General features: G+C 63.2%; 11 protein-coding genes and 2 tRNA genes. 4 read left to right on the forward strand and 9 right to left on the reverse strand.

Annotated elements, in window-relative coordinates:
* Nucleotides 1-42: 42 nt before the first annotated feature.
* The 8 genes from VK804_RS00660 to VK804_RS00695 form a co-directional block, all read right to left on the reverse strand.
* The gene (locus VK804_RS00660) at nt 43-900 is read right to left on the reverse strand and encodes a class I SAM-dependent methyltransferase (protein ID WP_325366628.1); all 858 of its coding nucleotides are present in this window, start codon (nt 898-900) and stop codon (nt 43-45) included.
* Between the two features lie 6 nt (nt 901-906).
* Nucleotides 907-1,209, reverse strand: coding sequence for a hypothetical protein (locus tag VK804_RS00665; protein ID WP_325366630.1), 303 nt, complete (start codon nt 1,207-1,209; stop codon nt 907-909).
* 129 nt (nt 1,210-1,338) lie between these two features.
* Nucleotides 1,339-1,415: transfer RNA gene (locus VK804_RS00670), tRNA-Val, on the reverse strand.
* A gap of 107 nt (nt 1,416-1,522) precedes the next feature.
* The gene (gene lon / locus VK804_RS00675) at nt 1,523-3,949 is read right to left on the reverse strand and encodes an endopeptidase La (protein WP_325366632.1); all 2,427 of its coding nucleotides are present in this window, start codon (nt 3,947-3,949) and stop codon (nt 1,523-1,525) included.
* 312 nt (nt 3,950-4,261) lie between these two features.
* Nucleotides 4,262-5,536, reverse strand: coding sequence for an ATP-dependent Clp protease ATP-binding subunit ClpX (gene clpX / locus VK804_RS00680; RefSeq protein WP_325366634.1), 1,275 nt, complete (start codon nt 5,534-5,536; stop codon nt 4,262-4,264).
* A 414-nt stretch (nt 5,537-5,950) separates the two neighbouring features.
* A complete protein-coding gene (locus VK804_RS00685; protein WP_325366636.1) occupies nt 5,951-6,589 on the reverse strand; it encodes an ATP-dependent Clp protease proteolytic subunit in 639 nt (212 codons plus the stop codon).
* Between the two features lie 293 nt (nt 6,590-6,882).
* The gene (gene tig / locus VK804_RS00690; protein WP_325366638.1) at nt 6,883-8,247 is read right to left on the reverse strand and encodes a trigger factor; all 1,365 of its coding nucleotides are present in this window, start codon (nt 8,245-8,247) and stop codon (nt 6,883-6,885) included.
* A 179-nt stretch (nt 8,248-8,426) separates the two neighbouring features.
* Nucleotides 8,427-8,511 (reverse strand) — tRNA-Leu (locus VK804_RS00695).
* A 151-nt stretch (nt 8,512-8,662) separates the two neighbouring features.
* Between VK804_RS00695 and VK804_RS00700 the strand changes: the two genes are divergently transcribed.
* Nucleotides 8,663-9,973 carry a multicopper oxidase domain-containing protein gene (locus VK804_RS00700; protein WP_325366640.1) on the forward strand — a complete coding sequence of 437 codons (1,311 nt, stop codon included), beginning with the start codon at nt 8,663-8,665 and terminating at the stop codon, nt 9,971-9,973.
* A 4-nt stretch (nt 9,974-9,977) separates the two neighbouring features.
* On the opposite strand, the gene VK804_RS00705 is transcribed toward VK804_RS00700, so the two are convergent.
* A complete protein-coding gene (locus tag VK804_RS00705; protein ID WP_325366642.1) occupies nt 9,978-11,477 on the reverse strand; it encodes an NAD(P)H-hydrate dehydratase in 1,500 nt (499 codons plus the stop codon).
* A gap of 369 nt (nt 11,478-11,846) precedes the next feature.
* On the opposite strand from VK804_RS00705, the gene VK804_RS00710 reads away from it, so the two are divergent.
* The 3 genes from VK804_RS00710 to VK804_RS00720 all read left to right on the forward strand — a co-directional run.
* Nucleotides 11,847-12,185 carry a P-II family nitrogen regulator gene (locus VK804_RS00710; RefSeq protein WP_007603495.1) on the forward strand — a complete coding sequence of 113 codons (339 nt, stop codon included), beginning with the start codon at nt 11,847-11,849 and terminating at the stop codon, nt 12,183-12,185.
* A 130-nt stretch (nt 12,186-12,315) separates the two neighbouring features.
* Nucleotides 12,316-13,725 (forward strand): type I glutamate--ammonia ligase, encoded by a 1,410-nt coding sequence (glnA, locus tag VK804_RS00715; RefSeq protein ID WP_325366741.1) that lies wholly within the window; start codon nt 12,316-12,318, stop codon nt 13,723-13,725.
* 311 nt (nt 13,726-14,036) lie between these two features.
* Nucleotides 14,037-14,795 (forward strand): fumarylacetoacetate hydrolase family protein (locus tag VK804_RS00720; protein WP_325366743.1); only part of this gene is annotated, 759 nt, incomplete at its 3' end.

The following is a 14,795-nucleotide window of genomic DNA, read 5'->3' on the forward strand; positions in this document are numbered from 1 at the left end:
CCGGCAACGCCTGCGGCAACTCAACCCTCCGAGCAATCTGCCCTAAACCTTCGCCGTCACGATCCAGATCGAGGCCGGCAGCGGCACCGCCTGTCCCCTCACGAATGGCATCAGTGCCTCGCGGATAGAATCTTTGGCGGCCGCGACCACCTCCGGCGGCTGTTCGGCGAGGGCGCGGGCGGCGGGGCCGATTTCGAGCGCGGACTGCACCGCCACATCGACGCCGCGCCCGACCGCAATATCGAGCGAAAGATCGACCGGCTCCATCTTGATCCCGGAAAATCCGGCCTCGCCCAGCACGCGCTGCACCCGCGCTTCGGAGGCAAAGGCAAACGGGCCGGGATCTTCAGGCCCCGGCTGCGGCAGTCTTGGTGCGTGCTTGTAGACCGCCTGCAGCGGCGCCATGAAGAACGGGTTTTCGCGCGGCTCGCGCCAGCACGCAAACGCCAGCCGGCCCGACGGCCGCATCGCCTTGTGCAGGTTTGCAAAGGACCGCGCGGGATCGGCGAAAAACATCACGCCGAAGCGCGAGGCCAAGAGGTCGAAGCTTGCGGGCCCGAACGGATAGATCGTCGCGTCCGCGAGCACGAATTCGGCTGATAGCCTGGCCGGGAGATTCTCGCGCGCGCGGGCCAGCATCGGCCCTGATATGTCGACACCCATGACATGCCCTGATGGGCCGACCTTTTGCGCGAATGCGACGGTGGTGGCGCCGGCGCCGCAGCCGACATCGACGATGCGCTCGCCCTGCTTGACATCGGCGCGATCGATCAGGGCGTCGGCCACGGGGGCCAGCACGATGTCCTGGCTCGCTTGCCGGGCGGCCCAGCGCTGGCCGCCGGGTCCGTTCCAGTAGGCGATCTGGTCGGCGTTTCGATCGTCACCTGCCGGGAGTTCCATCGCCGGCTACTTCGCCGCGCTGTCGGTCTTGGTATCGGTCTTGGTATCGGTCTTGGCCCGCTTCACCGGCGCGGCCTTCGCCACCGGCTTGGGCGCGCCGTCGCTGCGCACATTGCCCCAGGGATCGGTGGGACCCTTGTCGGGAATGTTGCCGAGGGATTTCTGGTAGGCCTTCTCGGCTTCCTTCTCGGCCGCGATCTCTTCCGGCGTCTTTGCCTTCTGCTCCCCGTATCGGGGCACGTGGGTGTCCTGAGCGAAAGCAGGCCCGGCGAGTGACGCGATCATCACGGCGGCGAGGAAAACTCTCATGCGTGGGCTCCCGACCAAATTTCAAATCCGACAGTCCGCCTCCGTCGCGTCGCGACTACGGCGCGACAGCCTTCGCTCGCTCCGCAAACCTCGGCTCGCCGAGCCGAAGCTCGCGGAGCGAGCGAAGGCTGGTAGGCGGTGACGGATTCGAACCGCCGACCCTCTCGGTGTAAACGAGATGCTCTAACCAGCTGAGCTAACCGCCCTTAAGCCTTCTGTTTAGCCCTGTGCCCGCCCCCGGCGCAAGCCGCGCATCGGCTCACAAAAAAGCGGCGCCCCCGAGGGGACGCCGCTGTTGTCATATTTGCAACATCTAATGCGCCGTGAGCCCGCCTGGGGCTTCGTCGCCGGCATCCGGGGTCACCGGCACCTTGGTGTCTTCTTCCCAGACGATCGGCACCGGCGGACGGACCAGCGCTTGCGACACGACGTCGTCGAGGCGGGCCACCGGGATGATGTTCATGCCGCCCTTGATCGCATCGGAAATCTCCGTGAGATCCTTGGCGTTGTCCTCGGGGATCAGCACCGTCTTGATGCCGCCGCGGGCCGCCGCGAGCAGCTTCTCCTTCAGGCCGCCGATCGGCAGCACGCGTCCGCGCAAGGTGATCTCGCCGGTCATGGCGACATCGTGCCTCACGGGGATACCCGTCATGACCGAGACGATCGCGGTGGCCATTGCAACACCCGCCGACGGTCCATCCTTCGGGGTCGCCCCCTCGGGAACGTGGACGTGGATGTCGCGCCGGTCGAACAACGGCGGCTCGATGCCGAAGCCGACCGCGCGCGAGCGGACGTAAGACGCCGCCGCCGAAATCGACTCCTTCATCACGTCGCGCAAATTGCCGGTGACCGTCATCTTGCCTTTGCCGGGCATCATGACGCCTTCGATGGTGAGCAGCTCGCCGCCGACATCGGTCCAGGCCAGACCCGTGACGATGCCGACCTGAGGCTCGCTCTCGATCTCGCCGTAACGGTATTTCGGCACGCCGAGGAATTCCTCCAGCGACTTCTCGGTGACCTTGACCGACTTCTTCTTGGAGATCATCAGCTCCTTCACCGCCTTGCGGGCGAGTGTCGAAAGCTCACGCTCCAGGTTACGCACGCCGGCTTCCCTTGTGTAACGCCGGATCATCAGGAGCAGCGCGTCGTCGTCGATCGACCATTCCTTGGGGTCGAGGCCATGCTTGGCGATCGCGTTCGGGATCAAATGCTTGCGCGCGATCTCGACCTTCTCGTTCTCGGTGTAACCTGCGATCCGGATGATCTCCATGCGGTCCATCAGCGGCCCCGGAATGTTCAGGGTATTCGCCGTGGTGATGAACATCACGTTGGAGAGATCGTAGTCGACCTCCAGATAGTGATCGTTGAAGGTCATGTTCTGCTCGGGGTCGAGCACCTCGAGCAGCGCCGATGACGGATCGCCGCGGAAATCGGCGCCCATCTTGTCGATCTCGTCCAGCAGGAACAGCGGGTTCGAGGTCTTCGCCTTGCGCATCGACTGGATGATCTTGCCGGGCATCGAGCCGATATAGGTGCGGCGGTGACCGCGGATCTCGGCTTCATCGCGCACGCCGCCGAGCGACACGCGCACGAATTCGCGGCCGGTCGCTCTCGCGATCGACTTGCCGAGCGAGGTCTTGCCGACGCCGGGAGGCCCGACCAGGCACAGGATCGGCCCGGTCAGCTTGTTGGCGCGCGACTGCACCGCGAGATACTCGACGATGCGGTCTTTCACCTTCTCCAGGCCATAGTGATCGTTGTCGAGCACGGTCTGGGCCGCGACCAGATCCTTCTTGACCTTGGGCTTCTTGTTCCACGGGATCGACAACAGCCAGTCGAGATAGTTGCGCACGACGGTGGCTTCAGCCGACATCGGCGACATCTGCCGCAGCTTCTTCAATTCGTGCTGCGCCTTCTCGCGGGCTTCCTTGGAAAGCTTGGTCTTGGCGATCTTCTCTTCGAGATCGGCAAGCTCGTCGCGGCCCTCGTCGTCGCCGAGTTCCTTCTGGATCGCCTTCATCTGCTCGTTGAGATAATATTCCCGCTGGGTCTTCTCCATCTGGCGTTTGACGCGCGAGCGGATTCTCTTTTCGACCTGCAGCACGGAAATCTCGCTCTCCATCAGGCCGAGCACCTTCTCCAGGCGCGCGGTCACCGACAGCGTCTCCAGGATACCCTGGCGATCGGCGATCTTGACGGCAAGATGGGACGCGACCGTGTCGCCGAGCTTGGCAAAGTCGGTGATGGCCTGCACCACGGCGACGACTTCGGCGGAGATCTTCTTGTTCAGCTTCACATAGCTTTCGAAATCCGACACCACCGAGCGCGCCAAGGCCTCGGCTTCGACCGACTTGGCGTCGGTATCGGCGAGCGCTGTCGCGGTCGCCTCGTAATATTCGGTGCGGGGGGTATATTTCTGTACGCGCGCGCGCTCCAGCCCCTCCACCAGCACCTTGACGGTGCCGTCGGGCAGTTTGAGCAGCTGCAGCACGCTGGCAAGCGTACCGGTCTCATAGATCGATTCCGGGCTCGGATCGTCGTCGGAGGCGTTCTTCTGGGTCGCCAGCATGATCAGCGCGTCGTTCTTCATCACTTCTTCGAGCGCGCGGATCGATTTCTCGCGGCCGACGAACAGCGGCACGATCATGTGCGGAAAGACGACGATGTCGCGCAGCGGCAGCACGGGGTAAGCGTGGCTTTCGCCGTGGACGATCGATGGCCGGGGTTTTGGGGTCGTCATGGCCTATTCCTTTTGTTGTGCCCCCTTGCACGCAGTCCGCAATTTTGCGCAACCGCCACAAGGTGCCGGGATGTTCCGGGAGGTTGTGGCCGTTTCGGCCGACTTTTCCGGATCGGTTTGGCGACGAATCTCAAGCGTGAATCTTCATCGCCGACAGCATTAGGTGGCTATCGACCATGGGGGTGTCAAGTGATTGAAAAAGGCCCGTCAAACGGGCCGAACACGCGAGGCGAAGCTACGCAAACGCGGCCGCGGGGAAAGGCCTCCGCAGCCGTCTTTCTGGACACGCAACTCCGCCCGCGGCTGACGAGATCAGGCGCTGGCGCTGCTCTCGACGGCGCGGTCGGAACGATCGGCGTAGATGTAGAGCGGCCGGGCCGTTCCATCCACCACTTCGCGCGAGATCACGACTTCTTCCACGCCTTCCAGGCCCGGAAGATCGAACATGGTCTCGAGCAGGATGCTTTCCAGGATCGAACGCAGGCCGCGCGCGCCGGTCTTGCGCTCGATCGCCCTGCGGGCGACCGCACCGAGCGCCTCGTCGGCAAAGCTCAGCTCGATGTTCTCCATCTCGAACAGCCGCTGATACTGCTTGACCAGCGCGTTCTTCGGGTCGGTCAGAATCTTCTTCAGCGAGGCCTCGTCGAGATCTTCGAGGGTCGCGACCACAGGCAGGCGGCCGACGAATTCCGGGATCAGGCCATATTTCAGCAAATCCTCGGGCTCGACATGGCGGAAGATTTCGCCGGTGCGGCGGTCTTCCGGCGCCAGCACCTGCGCTGCGAAGCCGATCGAGGTCGAACGTCCGCGCGCGGAGATGATCTTCTCCAGGCCCGAAAACGCCCCGCCGCAGATGAACAGGATGTTGGTGGTGTCGACCTGCAAAAATTCCTGCTGCGGGTGCTTGCGGCCGCCCTGCGGCGGGACCGAGGCCACCGTGCCTTCCATGATCTTCAGCAGCGCCTGCTGCACGCCCTCGCCCGAGACGTCGCGGGTGATCGAGGGATTGTCGGACTTGCGGCTGATCTTGTCGATTTCGTCGATATAGACGATGCCGCGCTGCGCCCGCTCGACATTGTAGTCGGCCGATTGCAACAGCTTCAGGATGATGTTCTCGACGTCCTCGCCGACGTAACCTGCCTCTGTCAGCGTGGTCGCATCGGCCATGGTGAAGGGAACGTCGAGAATCCGCGCCAGCGTCTGCGCCAAGAGCGTCTTGCCCGAACCGGTCGGACCGATCAGGAGGATATTGGACTTCGCCAGTTCGACGTCGTTGTGCTTGGTCTGGTGGTTGAGCCGCTTGTAGTGATTGTGCACGGCGACCGAGAGCACCTTCTTGGCGTGGCTCTGGCCGATTACGTAGTCGTCGAGAACCTTGCAGATTTCCTTCGGGGTCGGAATGCCGTCGCGCGACTTCACCAGCGAGGACTTGTTCTCCTCGCGGATGATATCCATGCACAGTTCGACGCACTCGTCGCAGATGAATACAGTGGGACCCGCGATCAGTTTGCGGACTTCGTGCTGGCTCTTGCCACAGAACGAGCAATACAGCGTGTTCTTGGAGTCGCTCGTGCCGACCTTACTCATTCTCGTCTCCGTCCGCCGTTCGATCCCGTCTGCTCGACCTATTCCGGGACACACCGGCACATAGTTCTAGATAGAGCAAAATCCGTACCAAAAAAGGCCTTTTACTCCAGATGCCACTCGAATCGCGGCCAACTCGAATCTCCCGATCATAGCCGAACTGACCTAGCCAACCATGGTGGCACCCGACTATCAAGAATTCGCTAACCGGCCGGGCATCGGGTACCCGTGACAATACCGTGATTTGCGCCGTTGGCACGGGCCAAACTTGCCGAAATCGGCAGAGCGTTGCGCGATTGCCACGCTGCCAAACCAGCACGAAAGTGGAACTTTCTGCCCATGCCGGCGCATAAGCTGCCTGGGTAGGGCCGGAATTGGCTGATTTGGCGACCGTTAACGCCGAGGCGATCCGTTGCCTTACGGGGTCTTCGACAGGGCCGCCGGCTCTTCCGAGCGCTTGTCGATCACCTTGTCGACAATCCCGAAGTCGCGGGCCATCTCGGCGGTCAGGAACTTGTCGCGTTCCAGCGCGTCCTCGATGGCCTTGAAGGTCTGGCCGGTGTGCTTGACGTAGATCTCGTTGAGCCGCTTCTTGAGGTTCAGGATTTCCTGGGCGTGCAGCATGATGTCGGTGGCCTGGCCCTGGAAGCCGCCGGAGGGCTGGTGCACCATGATGCGCGAATTCGGCAACGAGAAGCGCATGTCCTTCTGGCCGGCGGCCAGCAACAGCGAACCCATCGACGCCGCCTGTCCGGTGCAGAGCGTCGACACCGCCGGGCGGATGAACTGCATGGTGTCGTAGATCGCCAGTCCCGACGTCACCACTCCGCCCGGGGAGTTGATGTACATCGAGATTTCCTTCTTCGGATTGTCGGCCTCGAGAAACAGCAGTTGCGCCACCACCAGCGTCGACATGCCGTCCTCGACCGGTCCGGTAACGAAGATGATGCGTTCCTTCAGCAGCCGCGAAAAGATGTCGTAGGCGCGTTCGCCGCGGTTGGTCTGCTCGACCACCATGGGCACGAGGTTCATGTAGGTTTCGACGGGATCGCGCATTAGTCACCCAAATGGTTATCGGACAGGTTGGCGGAGACGAACATCCACCGGCAAGGCAGGTCAGCTGAGATTGCCGGGTGCGGACGAACGTCCCGTGATGCGGGACGCAAAGGACAGGCTCACAGATATAGCCCAATTTCCCGGCCACAAGACCGGACCGACCCGGCCACAAGACCGGGGCGGAAGCGACAAGGAATCGGCCGCAGTTGAAGCTGATTCGCAGCCTACGGCATAGCACGGCAGCTCCGCCGCGCGGCCTTTTGCGTCACAACCTTAACGCCGGCTTGATAATGTCAGGCGGCGCTCTTGTCGGCTTCCTCGTCGTCCTTGTAGAGATCGTCGCGGGTAACCTTCTTTTCGGTCACATTGGCGAGCTCGAGGATGAAGTCGACCACCTTGTCCTCATAGATCGGTGCACGAAGCTGGGCCAGCGCGTTGGCGTTGCTGCGATAGTAGTCCCAGACCTCTTTCTCGCGTCCGGGCATCTGCCGCGCGCGCTCGATCACCGCGCGGCTGACTTCGTCGTCGGTGACCGTGATCTTGTTCTTCTCGCCGATCTCCGACAGCACGAGGCCAAGCCGGACCCTGCGGTCGGCGATCTTGTGGTACTCTTCCTTGGCGGCCTCTTCGGTGGTGTCCTCATCGGCAAAGGTCTTGCCGCTCGATTCCATCTCGGCCTTGATCGAGTTCCACATCAGATTGAATTCTTCCGCGACCAGCGACGGCGGCGCCTCGAATTTGTGGCTCTCGTCGAGACGGTCCAGCAGCATGCGCTTGACGCGCTGGCGGGTGGCCGCGGCGAATTCCACCGTCAGCCGCTCGCGCGCGGCCTGCTTCAGCTTGTCGAGCGATTCCAGGCCCAGTGTCTTGGCGAACTCGTCGTCGATCACCGTCTCCTGCGGCGCCTCGATCAGGGTCGCTGATGTCTCGAACTCGGCCGGCTGGCCGGCGAGTTTTTCGCTGGCATAGTTCTTCGGGAATGCGACCTTGAGCGTACGGGTTTCGCCGGCGGCCATGCCGAGCAGCTGTTCCTCGAAGCCGGGAATGAAGGTGTTGGAGCCGATCGTGACCTGGATGTTCTCGCCGGTGCCGCCGTCGAACGGCACACCCTCGATGGTGCCCTTGAACGAGATCGTGACGCGATCGCCGCTTTCGGCCTTGGCGCCCTCGCCCTTCGCCGCAAACGAACGGTTCTGGTCGGCGATCCGCTTGATGGCCTCGTCGACATCGGCATCCGTCACCTCGGCGACCGGCTTCTCGACGGTGAAGCTCTTGAAGTCGGCAAGCGCGATCGCCGGCACCACCTCGATCGAAACCGTGTAGGTGAGATCGGACTTGCCGGTGAGGACGTCCTCGACGGCTTTTTCCTCCGTCGGCATGGTGATCTTGGGTTCGGAAGCCAGCCGGAAGCCGCGCTCGGTGAAGATCTGCGTGTTGGTATCGCGGATGGTCTGGTCGATGGTCTCTGCCATCACCGAGCGGCCATAGACCTTCTTGAGGTGGCTGACCGGCACCTTGCCCGGACGAAAGCCGTTGAGACGGACCTTGTCCTTGAGGTCGACCAGGCGCGCATCCGCCTTGGCATCGAGATCCGATGCGGGAACGCTGATCTGGAATTCGTGCTTCAATCCCTCGACGAGGGTCTCGGTGACCTGCATGGCGTCAATCTTCTTCCCGCTTTGGTCCGGCCGAAACGGCGCAGACCTTTTTCAACTTGGTCGGCGCGTGACCCCCATGGGTCGGCACCGGTGGTTCGGCGGATCGCTTCTTCGAGGGGGAGAACGTGTCCTTCCCGAAGTAAGCCCTCCAGTCATCTCGTGCAAACGCCGTCAGCGCTTGGTGCGGGCGGAGGGACTCGAACCCCCACAACTTTCGTCACTGGAACCTAAATCCAGCGCGTCTACCAGTTCCGCCACGCCCGCGTGTGAGTAGCGTCCTGTCCGGCCCCGCGGGCGGCGGGCTTATAACATGAGCCCATCGGTCCGCAGCAAAAAAATGGCCGTTTTGGAAGCCTCTTCCGGAAGTACAAGCGGCCGCTTTACATAACAACCGGAAAATGATCCGCATCGGCCCATGGGGAATCGAATTTTCCGGCTGGACCGGCGCGAACTGATGGCCGGAATGGGCGCCACGGCGCTTGCCCCGGCCCTGCCCGGGATCGCCGCCGCCGAGGGACACAGGTCCCTGCGGTTGACCGCCGAAGCCGGGCTCATGGCCTTGCGACCGGGACAGCCGGATACCCCGATCTGGACGCTGCGGGGCTCGGGCGCCGACCGGTTCAGGCGCGGCGAGGAAATCGAGCTCGAGCTCGAGAACAATTTGCCGGTGCCGATGGTGCTGAACTGGGTTGGGCTCGACGGCGTGCCTGCCGCCGAACCGCTGGCGGCGCGGCCACCGCTCGCCCCGGGGGCCCGGGAAAGCCTGGTGATTCCCTTGCGCCATGCCGGCACCCTGCTCTGCGACGGCAGGCTTTTGGGCGACGGCCAGGCGCGGCCGGCCGGAGTGCTGGCGCTGATCTCAGGCGAAAGCGCGCCGGTTGTGGTCGATCGCGACGAGGTCATCCTGATCGAGGACTGGCGGCTGCGCGCCGATGGCAGCGCGATCGCGCCCGGCATCGACCCGAAGGACACTTCACCGGTTTACACGGTCAACGGGCGGTCCAAGCTGGACATCACGGCCCGCGCCCATGAGCGGCTGCGGCTTCGCTTCATCAATGGCTGCCAACGCCATGTGATTGCGGTAAAATTGGAGGGATACGAGGTCCGCGTGATGGCGCTGGACGGCCAGCCGTCCGAACCGTTCCCGGCGCGCAATGGCGCGCTGGTGCTGGCCCCGGGGAGCCGGGCCGATGCCTTCATCGACGCTGGCCTGCCGGGCTCGGTGTCATCGATCCTGCTGCATGACGGCAACGAGGCTCGCCCGATCGGCCGGCTGGTCGTCGCCAATCAGCCGCCGTTTCGGGACGCGGCGTTGCCTGCGGCCCCTGCACTGCCGTCCAACGGCCTGCCGGACCGGCTCGATCTCCGCAACGCGCTGCGCTTTGAGATCGCGCTCGGAGCGGCGCAAGCCGGTTGGGCGAAGCCTCCGGATTTCGCGGTCTCCGCTTCGCCCGCGTTCCGCGCCAGGCTTGGCCACACGGTGGTGCTGGCGCTGGTGAACCGCAATGACCGGCCGATGATGTTCCACTTGCACGGGCATCATTTCCGGCTGCTGGATCGCCTCGACGACGGCTGGAAGCCGTTCTGGCTCGATACGCTGGCAATCGATGCCGGACAGACGCAGCGGATCGCATTCGCAGCCGCTTCCGCCGGACACTTCCTGATCGAAGCTGTGGCGACCGACTGGGCGGCGCCGCGCCTGGTGCGGTGGTACGTCGTCGAGTGAGGCTTCAATACTCGATGCCGAATTCGTCATAGAGGCGTCGGAACACGGCCGGCAGCGTCTCCGGCAGGTCTTCCGCGATCAGGCCGGGACCGGCCTCGCGGGCGGCCTCGCCATGCATCCAGACCCCCATCGAGGCGGCCTCGAAGGCCGGCACGCCCTGCGCCAACAGGCCCGCGATCATCCCCGACAGCACGTCGCCGGCGCCGGCGGTGGCAAGCCAGGGTGGCGCGTTGGAGGCGATGGTGGCGCGCCCATCGGGCGCGGCGACCACCGTATCCGGACCCTTCAGCAGCACGATGGCGCCACTGCGCTCAGCGGCGGCGCGAACCCGTTCGAGTTTCGAGCGAAGTGGATGTTTATTGCTGATGTCGCTGAACAGCCTTGGAAATTCGCCCTCATGCGGCGTCAGGACCACCCGCTGGTCGCCCGAGGCCTTGATGGCCTCGAACAGTCGCTCGGGCGCCTCGCCAAAACTTGTCAGCGCGTCGGCGTCCAGGACGATGGCTCTGTTTGCCGATAGCGCGGTGAGCACGAAGTTGCGGGTCCGTTCACCGACGCCGGCGCCCGGACCGACCACGCAGGCGTTGAAACGCCTGTCCGTCAGCATCTCCGCGAATTCAACCGGCGTGTCTACTCCATGAACCATCACGGCCGTCAGCGCCGCCGCATTGACGGCGAGTGCACCCTGCGGCGATGCCACGGTGACGAGACCGGCGCCTGCCCGCAACGCGCCGCGCGCCGACATCCGCGCCGCTCCCGTCGTCGAAAGGCCGCCGGAGACGACGACGGCGTGGCCACGGGCATATTTGTGGCCGTCGACCCGCGGCACCGGAAACGCCTCGCGCCAGAATGGCGGGACGTTCTCGAATGTCCGCGGCCGGATTTCGGCGAGCACGCCGGGGTCGATGCCGATGTCGGCGACGCGCACGCGACCGCAGTGAATCCGTCCCGGCAACAGCAGATGCGCCGGCTTGCGGCGGAAGAAGGTCACGGTCTCGGTGGCGTCGATGGCGATGCCCATCACGGCGCCCGATGTGCCGTTGATGCCGCTCGGCAGGTCGACGGCGAGAACCGGCGCGCCATTGGCGTTGATCGCCGCGATCATGTCGTGCGGCTCGCCGGTGATCGGGCGATCGAGACCGGCGCCGAACAGCGCATCGACGATCAGCGCCGGCTTGCCGATGGCCTGCGGATTGAACGGCAGCACCGGATATTTCCATCCCCGCGCCGCGGACGCCGCATCTCCCTTCAGGCTGTCGCGCTCGCACAACAGGATCACCGACACCTCGCGGCCGCGCGCCGCCAGTTCTGCCGCCGCCACAAAACCGTCGCCGCCATTGTTGCCGGGTCCGACGACGACGACGATCGGGCCCTCCTCCACCAGCTCCATCGCGGCCTCGGCGACGGCTTGGCCTGCGCTCAGCATCAGCGAGAAGCCGGGAATCCCCCCGGCGATCGCAAGCCGATCGGCTCGACCCATTTCATCTGTGGTGAGAACTTCCATGGCAAATCCCTGCTACGAGCGCCTTATCCTGAGGCATTTCCGATAGAACGTGAGGAAACGCTCTCAATGATTGCATACCAATTCATCCAGTTGCCTATTTCATGGGCTGCGGTATGGTGAAGCTGTTGGCCTGACCTCGCGCGAATGCCTGTTAAAAGATTGATAACGTTTCGAAATCGGGCGTCTTAACAACTTGGCATAGACCCTGCTTTTGAGGAAGCCGGCGCTGCCGTGCCCGTCGGCAGGGAACGGCGAGCCCGGCCGTGGGCGGCCGAAGGTGCGGGATAGACGATCGGACAATTTGCGCACCCAGCGCAACCTGAAACAAACCTGCAGACTGAAATATCGAAACGCCCGGGAGGCGCTCCAGTGAAAAAGATTGAAGCCATCATCAAGCCGTTCAAGCTCGACGAGGTGAAGGAAGCGCTCCAGGAAGTCGGGCTGCAGGGTATTACGGTCACCGAAGCCAAGGGTTTCGGGCGGCAGAAGGGCCACGCCGAACTTTATCGCGGCGCGGAGTACATCGTCGACTTTCTGCCCAAGGTGAAAATCGAGATCGTGATCGGGGATGATCTGGTCGAGCGGGCGATCGACGCCATCCGGCGCGCGGCCCAAACGGGGCGGATCGGCGACGGCAAGATCTTCGTGTCCAACATCGAGGAGGCCATTCGCATCCGCACCGGCGAGTCGGGGCTCGACGCGATCTGACCAAAAACTGCCCACACTCTGATATTGTGTTGAACATCCCGCAATTGTATTGAGCATGATCCGCGGTCGCTGAACCCGCGGTCGCTGGCGGCTAGCCAGATTGCGACGACCTGTAAGCAAAGGGGTATTCATGAAGACCGCCAAAGACGTCCTGAAATCGATCAAGGACAACGACGTCAAATACGTCGACCTGCGTTTCACCGATCCGCGCGGCAAGTGGCAGCATGTGACCTTCGACGTCGGCATGATCGAGGAAGATACCTTCGCCGAAGGCCTGATGTTCGACGGCTCCTCGATCGCCGGCTGGAAGGCGATCAACGAATCCGACATGTGCCTGATGCCCGATCCCGTCACCGCGACGATCGACCCGTTCTTCGCCGAGACCACCATGGTCCTGACCTGCGACGTGCTGGAGCCGACCACCGGCGAGCCCTACAACCGCGACCCCCGCGGCATCGCCAGGAAGGCCGAGGCCATGGTCAAGTCGATGGGCGTCGGCGACACCGTCTATTTCGGCCCCGAGGCGGAATTCTTCGTATTCGACGACGTCCGCTACCAGACCACGCCCTACAACACCGGCTTCAGGCTCGACATGTCCGAGCTGCCGATCAATTCGGATACCGAATATGAGGGCGGCAATCTCGGCCACCGCATCCGTACCAAGGCCGGCTACTTCCCGGTGCCGCCGCAGGATTCGGTACAGGACATGCGCTCGGAAATGCTCGGCGCCATGGCCAAGATGGGTGTCAAGGTCGAGAAGCATCACCATGAAGTGGCGTCCGCCCAGCACGAACTCGGCATGAAGTTCGACACGCTGACGCTGATGGCCGACCAGATGCAGATCTACAAATATTGCATCCAGCAGGTCGCCCACATCTACGGCAAGACCGCCACCTTCATGCCGAAGCCGGTCTATGGCGACAACGGCTCGGGCATGCACTGCCACCAGTCGATCTGGAAGGACGGCAAGCCGGTGTTCGCCGGCAACAAATACGCCGACCTCTCGGAGACCTGCCTCAACTATATCGGCGGCATCATCAAGCACGCCAAGGCGATCAACGCCTTCACCAACCCCTCGACCAACTCCTATAAGCGTCTGGTCCCGGGCTATGAGGCCCCCGTGCTGCTCGCCTATTCCGCGCGCAACCGCTCGGCCTCCTGCCGCATCCCCTACACGACGAACCCGAAGGCCAAGCGCGTCGAGGTGCGTTTCCCCGATCCGATGGCCAATCCCTATCTCGGCTTCGCCGCGATGCTGATGGCCGGTCTCGACGGCATCAAGAACAAGATGGATCCGGGCCCGGCGATGGACAAGGACCTCTACGACCTGCCGAAGGAAGAGCTGAAGTCGATCCCGACCGTTTGCGGCTCGCTTCGCGAGGCGCTGGAAAATCTCGACAAGGACCGAGCCTTCCTGAAAGCCGGCGGCGTGTTCGACGACGACTTCATCGACAGCTTCATCGAGCTGAAGATGACCGAAGTCGAGCGCTTCGAGATGACCCCGCACCCGGTCGAATTCGACATGTACTATTCGAATTGACGGGCCGGCGGGTCGCCCGCCGATCTCGGCCCAAAATTGCAAGAGGCGCTTCCGACGGGAGCGCCTTTTGTTTTGGCCCCTGCTTCCCGAGAACGTGATGCACGCGGTCTCGCGTCGGATCGCGTGCCGAAACCCTTAGGTTAGCCCGTCTATCTCACTTCAACCGGACATCGCGGACAGCGGCCGCGCCGGCAATGATGCAGTGCATGATTGCGGGAGGATTGGTGTGAGGAATACAATATGCAAATGGAATTCGCAAAAGGCGGCGCGATCGAACGACGCTGCCTTAGATATCACCGGGAGGTCGTGAGATGACGAAATGGATTCGCTTTGAGCAGGGTGGAAAGACCGGCTTCGGCACGCTGGAGGGGGAAGCGATCGCGGTTCATACCGGCGACCTGTTTGCAGGCGCCAAGCCCAGCGGCCAAACGCTGAAACTCTCCGAGGTTCGCGTGCTGACGCCCTGCGATCCCTCGAAGATGATCTGCCTGTGGAATAATTTCCACCAGCTCGCGGCCAAGAACGATTTTACGCGGCCGAAGGAGCCGCTCTGGTTCCTCAAAGCCCCGAATGCCTATTGGCCCGCCAACCAACCGATCCAGCGACCTTCCACCTATGCCGGAAAAATCATTTACGAGGGCGAACTCGGCGTCGTCATCGGCAAGAAATGCTTCAACATCTCGGAAGCCGAGGCCGGCGACTATATCTTCGGCTACACCTGCGTGAACGACGTCACCGCGGTCGATCTGTTGCGCAAGGACAAGTCGTTCGAACAATGGGCACGCGCGAAGAGCTTTGACACATTCGGTGTCATCGGCCCTGTGATCGCGACCGGCCTCGATCCGCTAAAACTGTCGGTCAAAACCATCCTCAACGGCAAGGAGCGGCAGAACTATCCGGTCGCCGACATGTTCTTCCCGCCGCATAAACTGGTCGCCGCTATCTCCAAGGATGTCACGCTGATGCCCGGCGACATCATCGCTTGCGGCACCTCGCTCGGCGCCGGCACCATGGGCGATGCCCACAACGTGGTCGAGATCGTGATCGACGGCATCGGCAGCCTCGGCAAT

The organism is Bradyrhizobium sp., assembly GCF_035484855.1.
Classification (GTDB): domain Bacteria; phylum Pseudomonadota; class Alphaproteobacteria; order Rhizobiales; family Xanthobacteraceae; genus Bradyrhizobium.

Bases quoted from the DNA above. Each gene is read 5' to 3' on its own strand.
- clpX (WP_325366634.1), bottom strand. From the start codon at position 5,536: ATGAGTAAGGTCGGCACGAGCGACTCCAAGAACACGCTGTATTGCTCG.
- VK804_RS00700 (WP_325366640.1), top strand. From the start codon at position 8,663: ATGGGGAATCGAATTTTCCGGCTGGACCGGCGCGAACTGATGGCCGGA.
- VK804_RS00685 (WP_325366636.1), bottom strand. From the start codon at position 6,589: ATGCGCGATCCCGTCGAAACCTACATGAACCTCGTGCCCATGGTGGTC.
- tig (WP_325366638.1), bottom strand. From the start codon at position 8,247: ATGCAGGTCACCGAGACCCTCGTCGAGGGATTGAAGCACGAATTCCAG.
- lon (WP_325366632.1), bottom strand. From the start codon at position 3,949: ATGACGACCCCAAAACCCCGGCCATCGATCGTCCACGGCGAAAGCCAC.
- VK804_RS00665 (WP_325366630.1), bottom strand. From the start codon at position 1,209: ATGAGAGTTTTCCTCGCCGCCGTGATGATCGCGTCACTCGCCGGGCCT.
- VK804_RS00705 (WP_325366642.1), bottom strand. From the start codon at position 11,477: ATGGAAGTTCTCACCACAGATGAAATGGGTCGAGCCGATCGGCTTGCG.
- glnA (WP_325366741.1), top strand. From the start codon at position 12,316: ATGAAGACCGCCAAAGACGTCCTGAAATCGATCAAGGACAACGACGTC.
- VK804_RS00660 (WP_325366628.1), bottom strand. From the start codon at position 900: ATGGAACTCCCGGCAGGTGACGATCGAAACGCCGACCAGATCGCCTAC.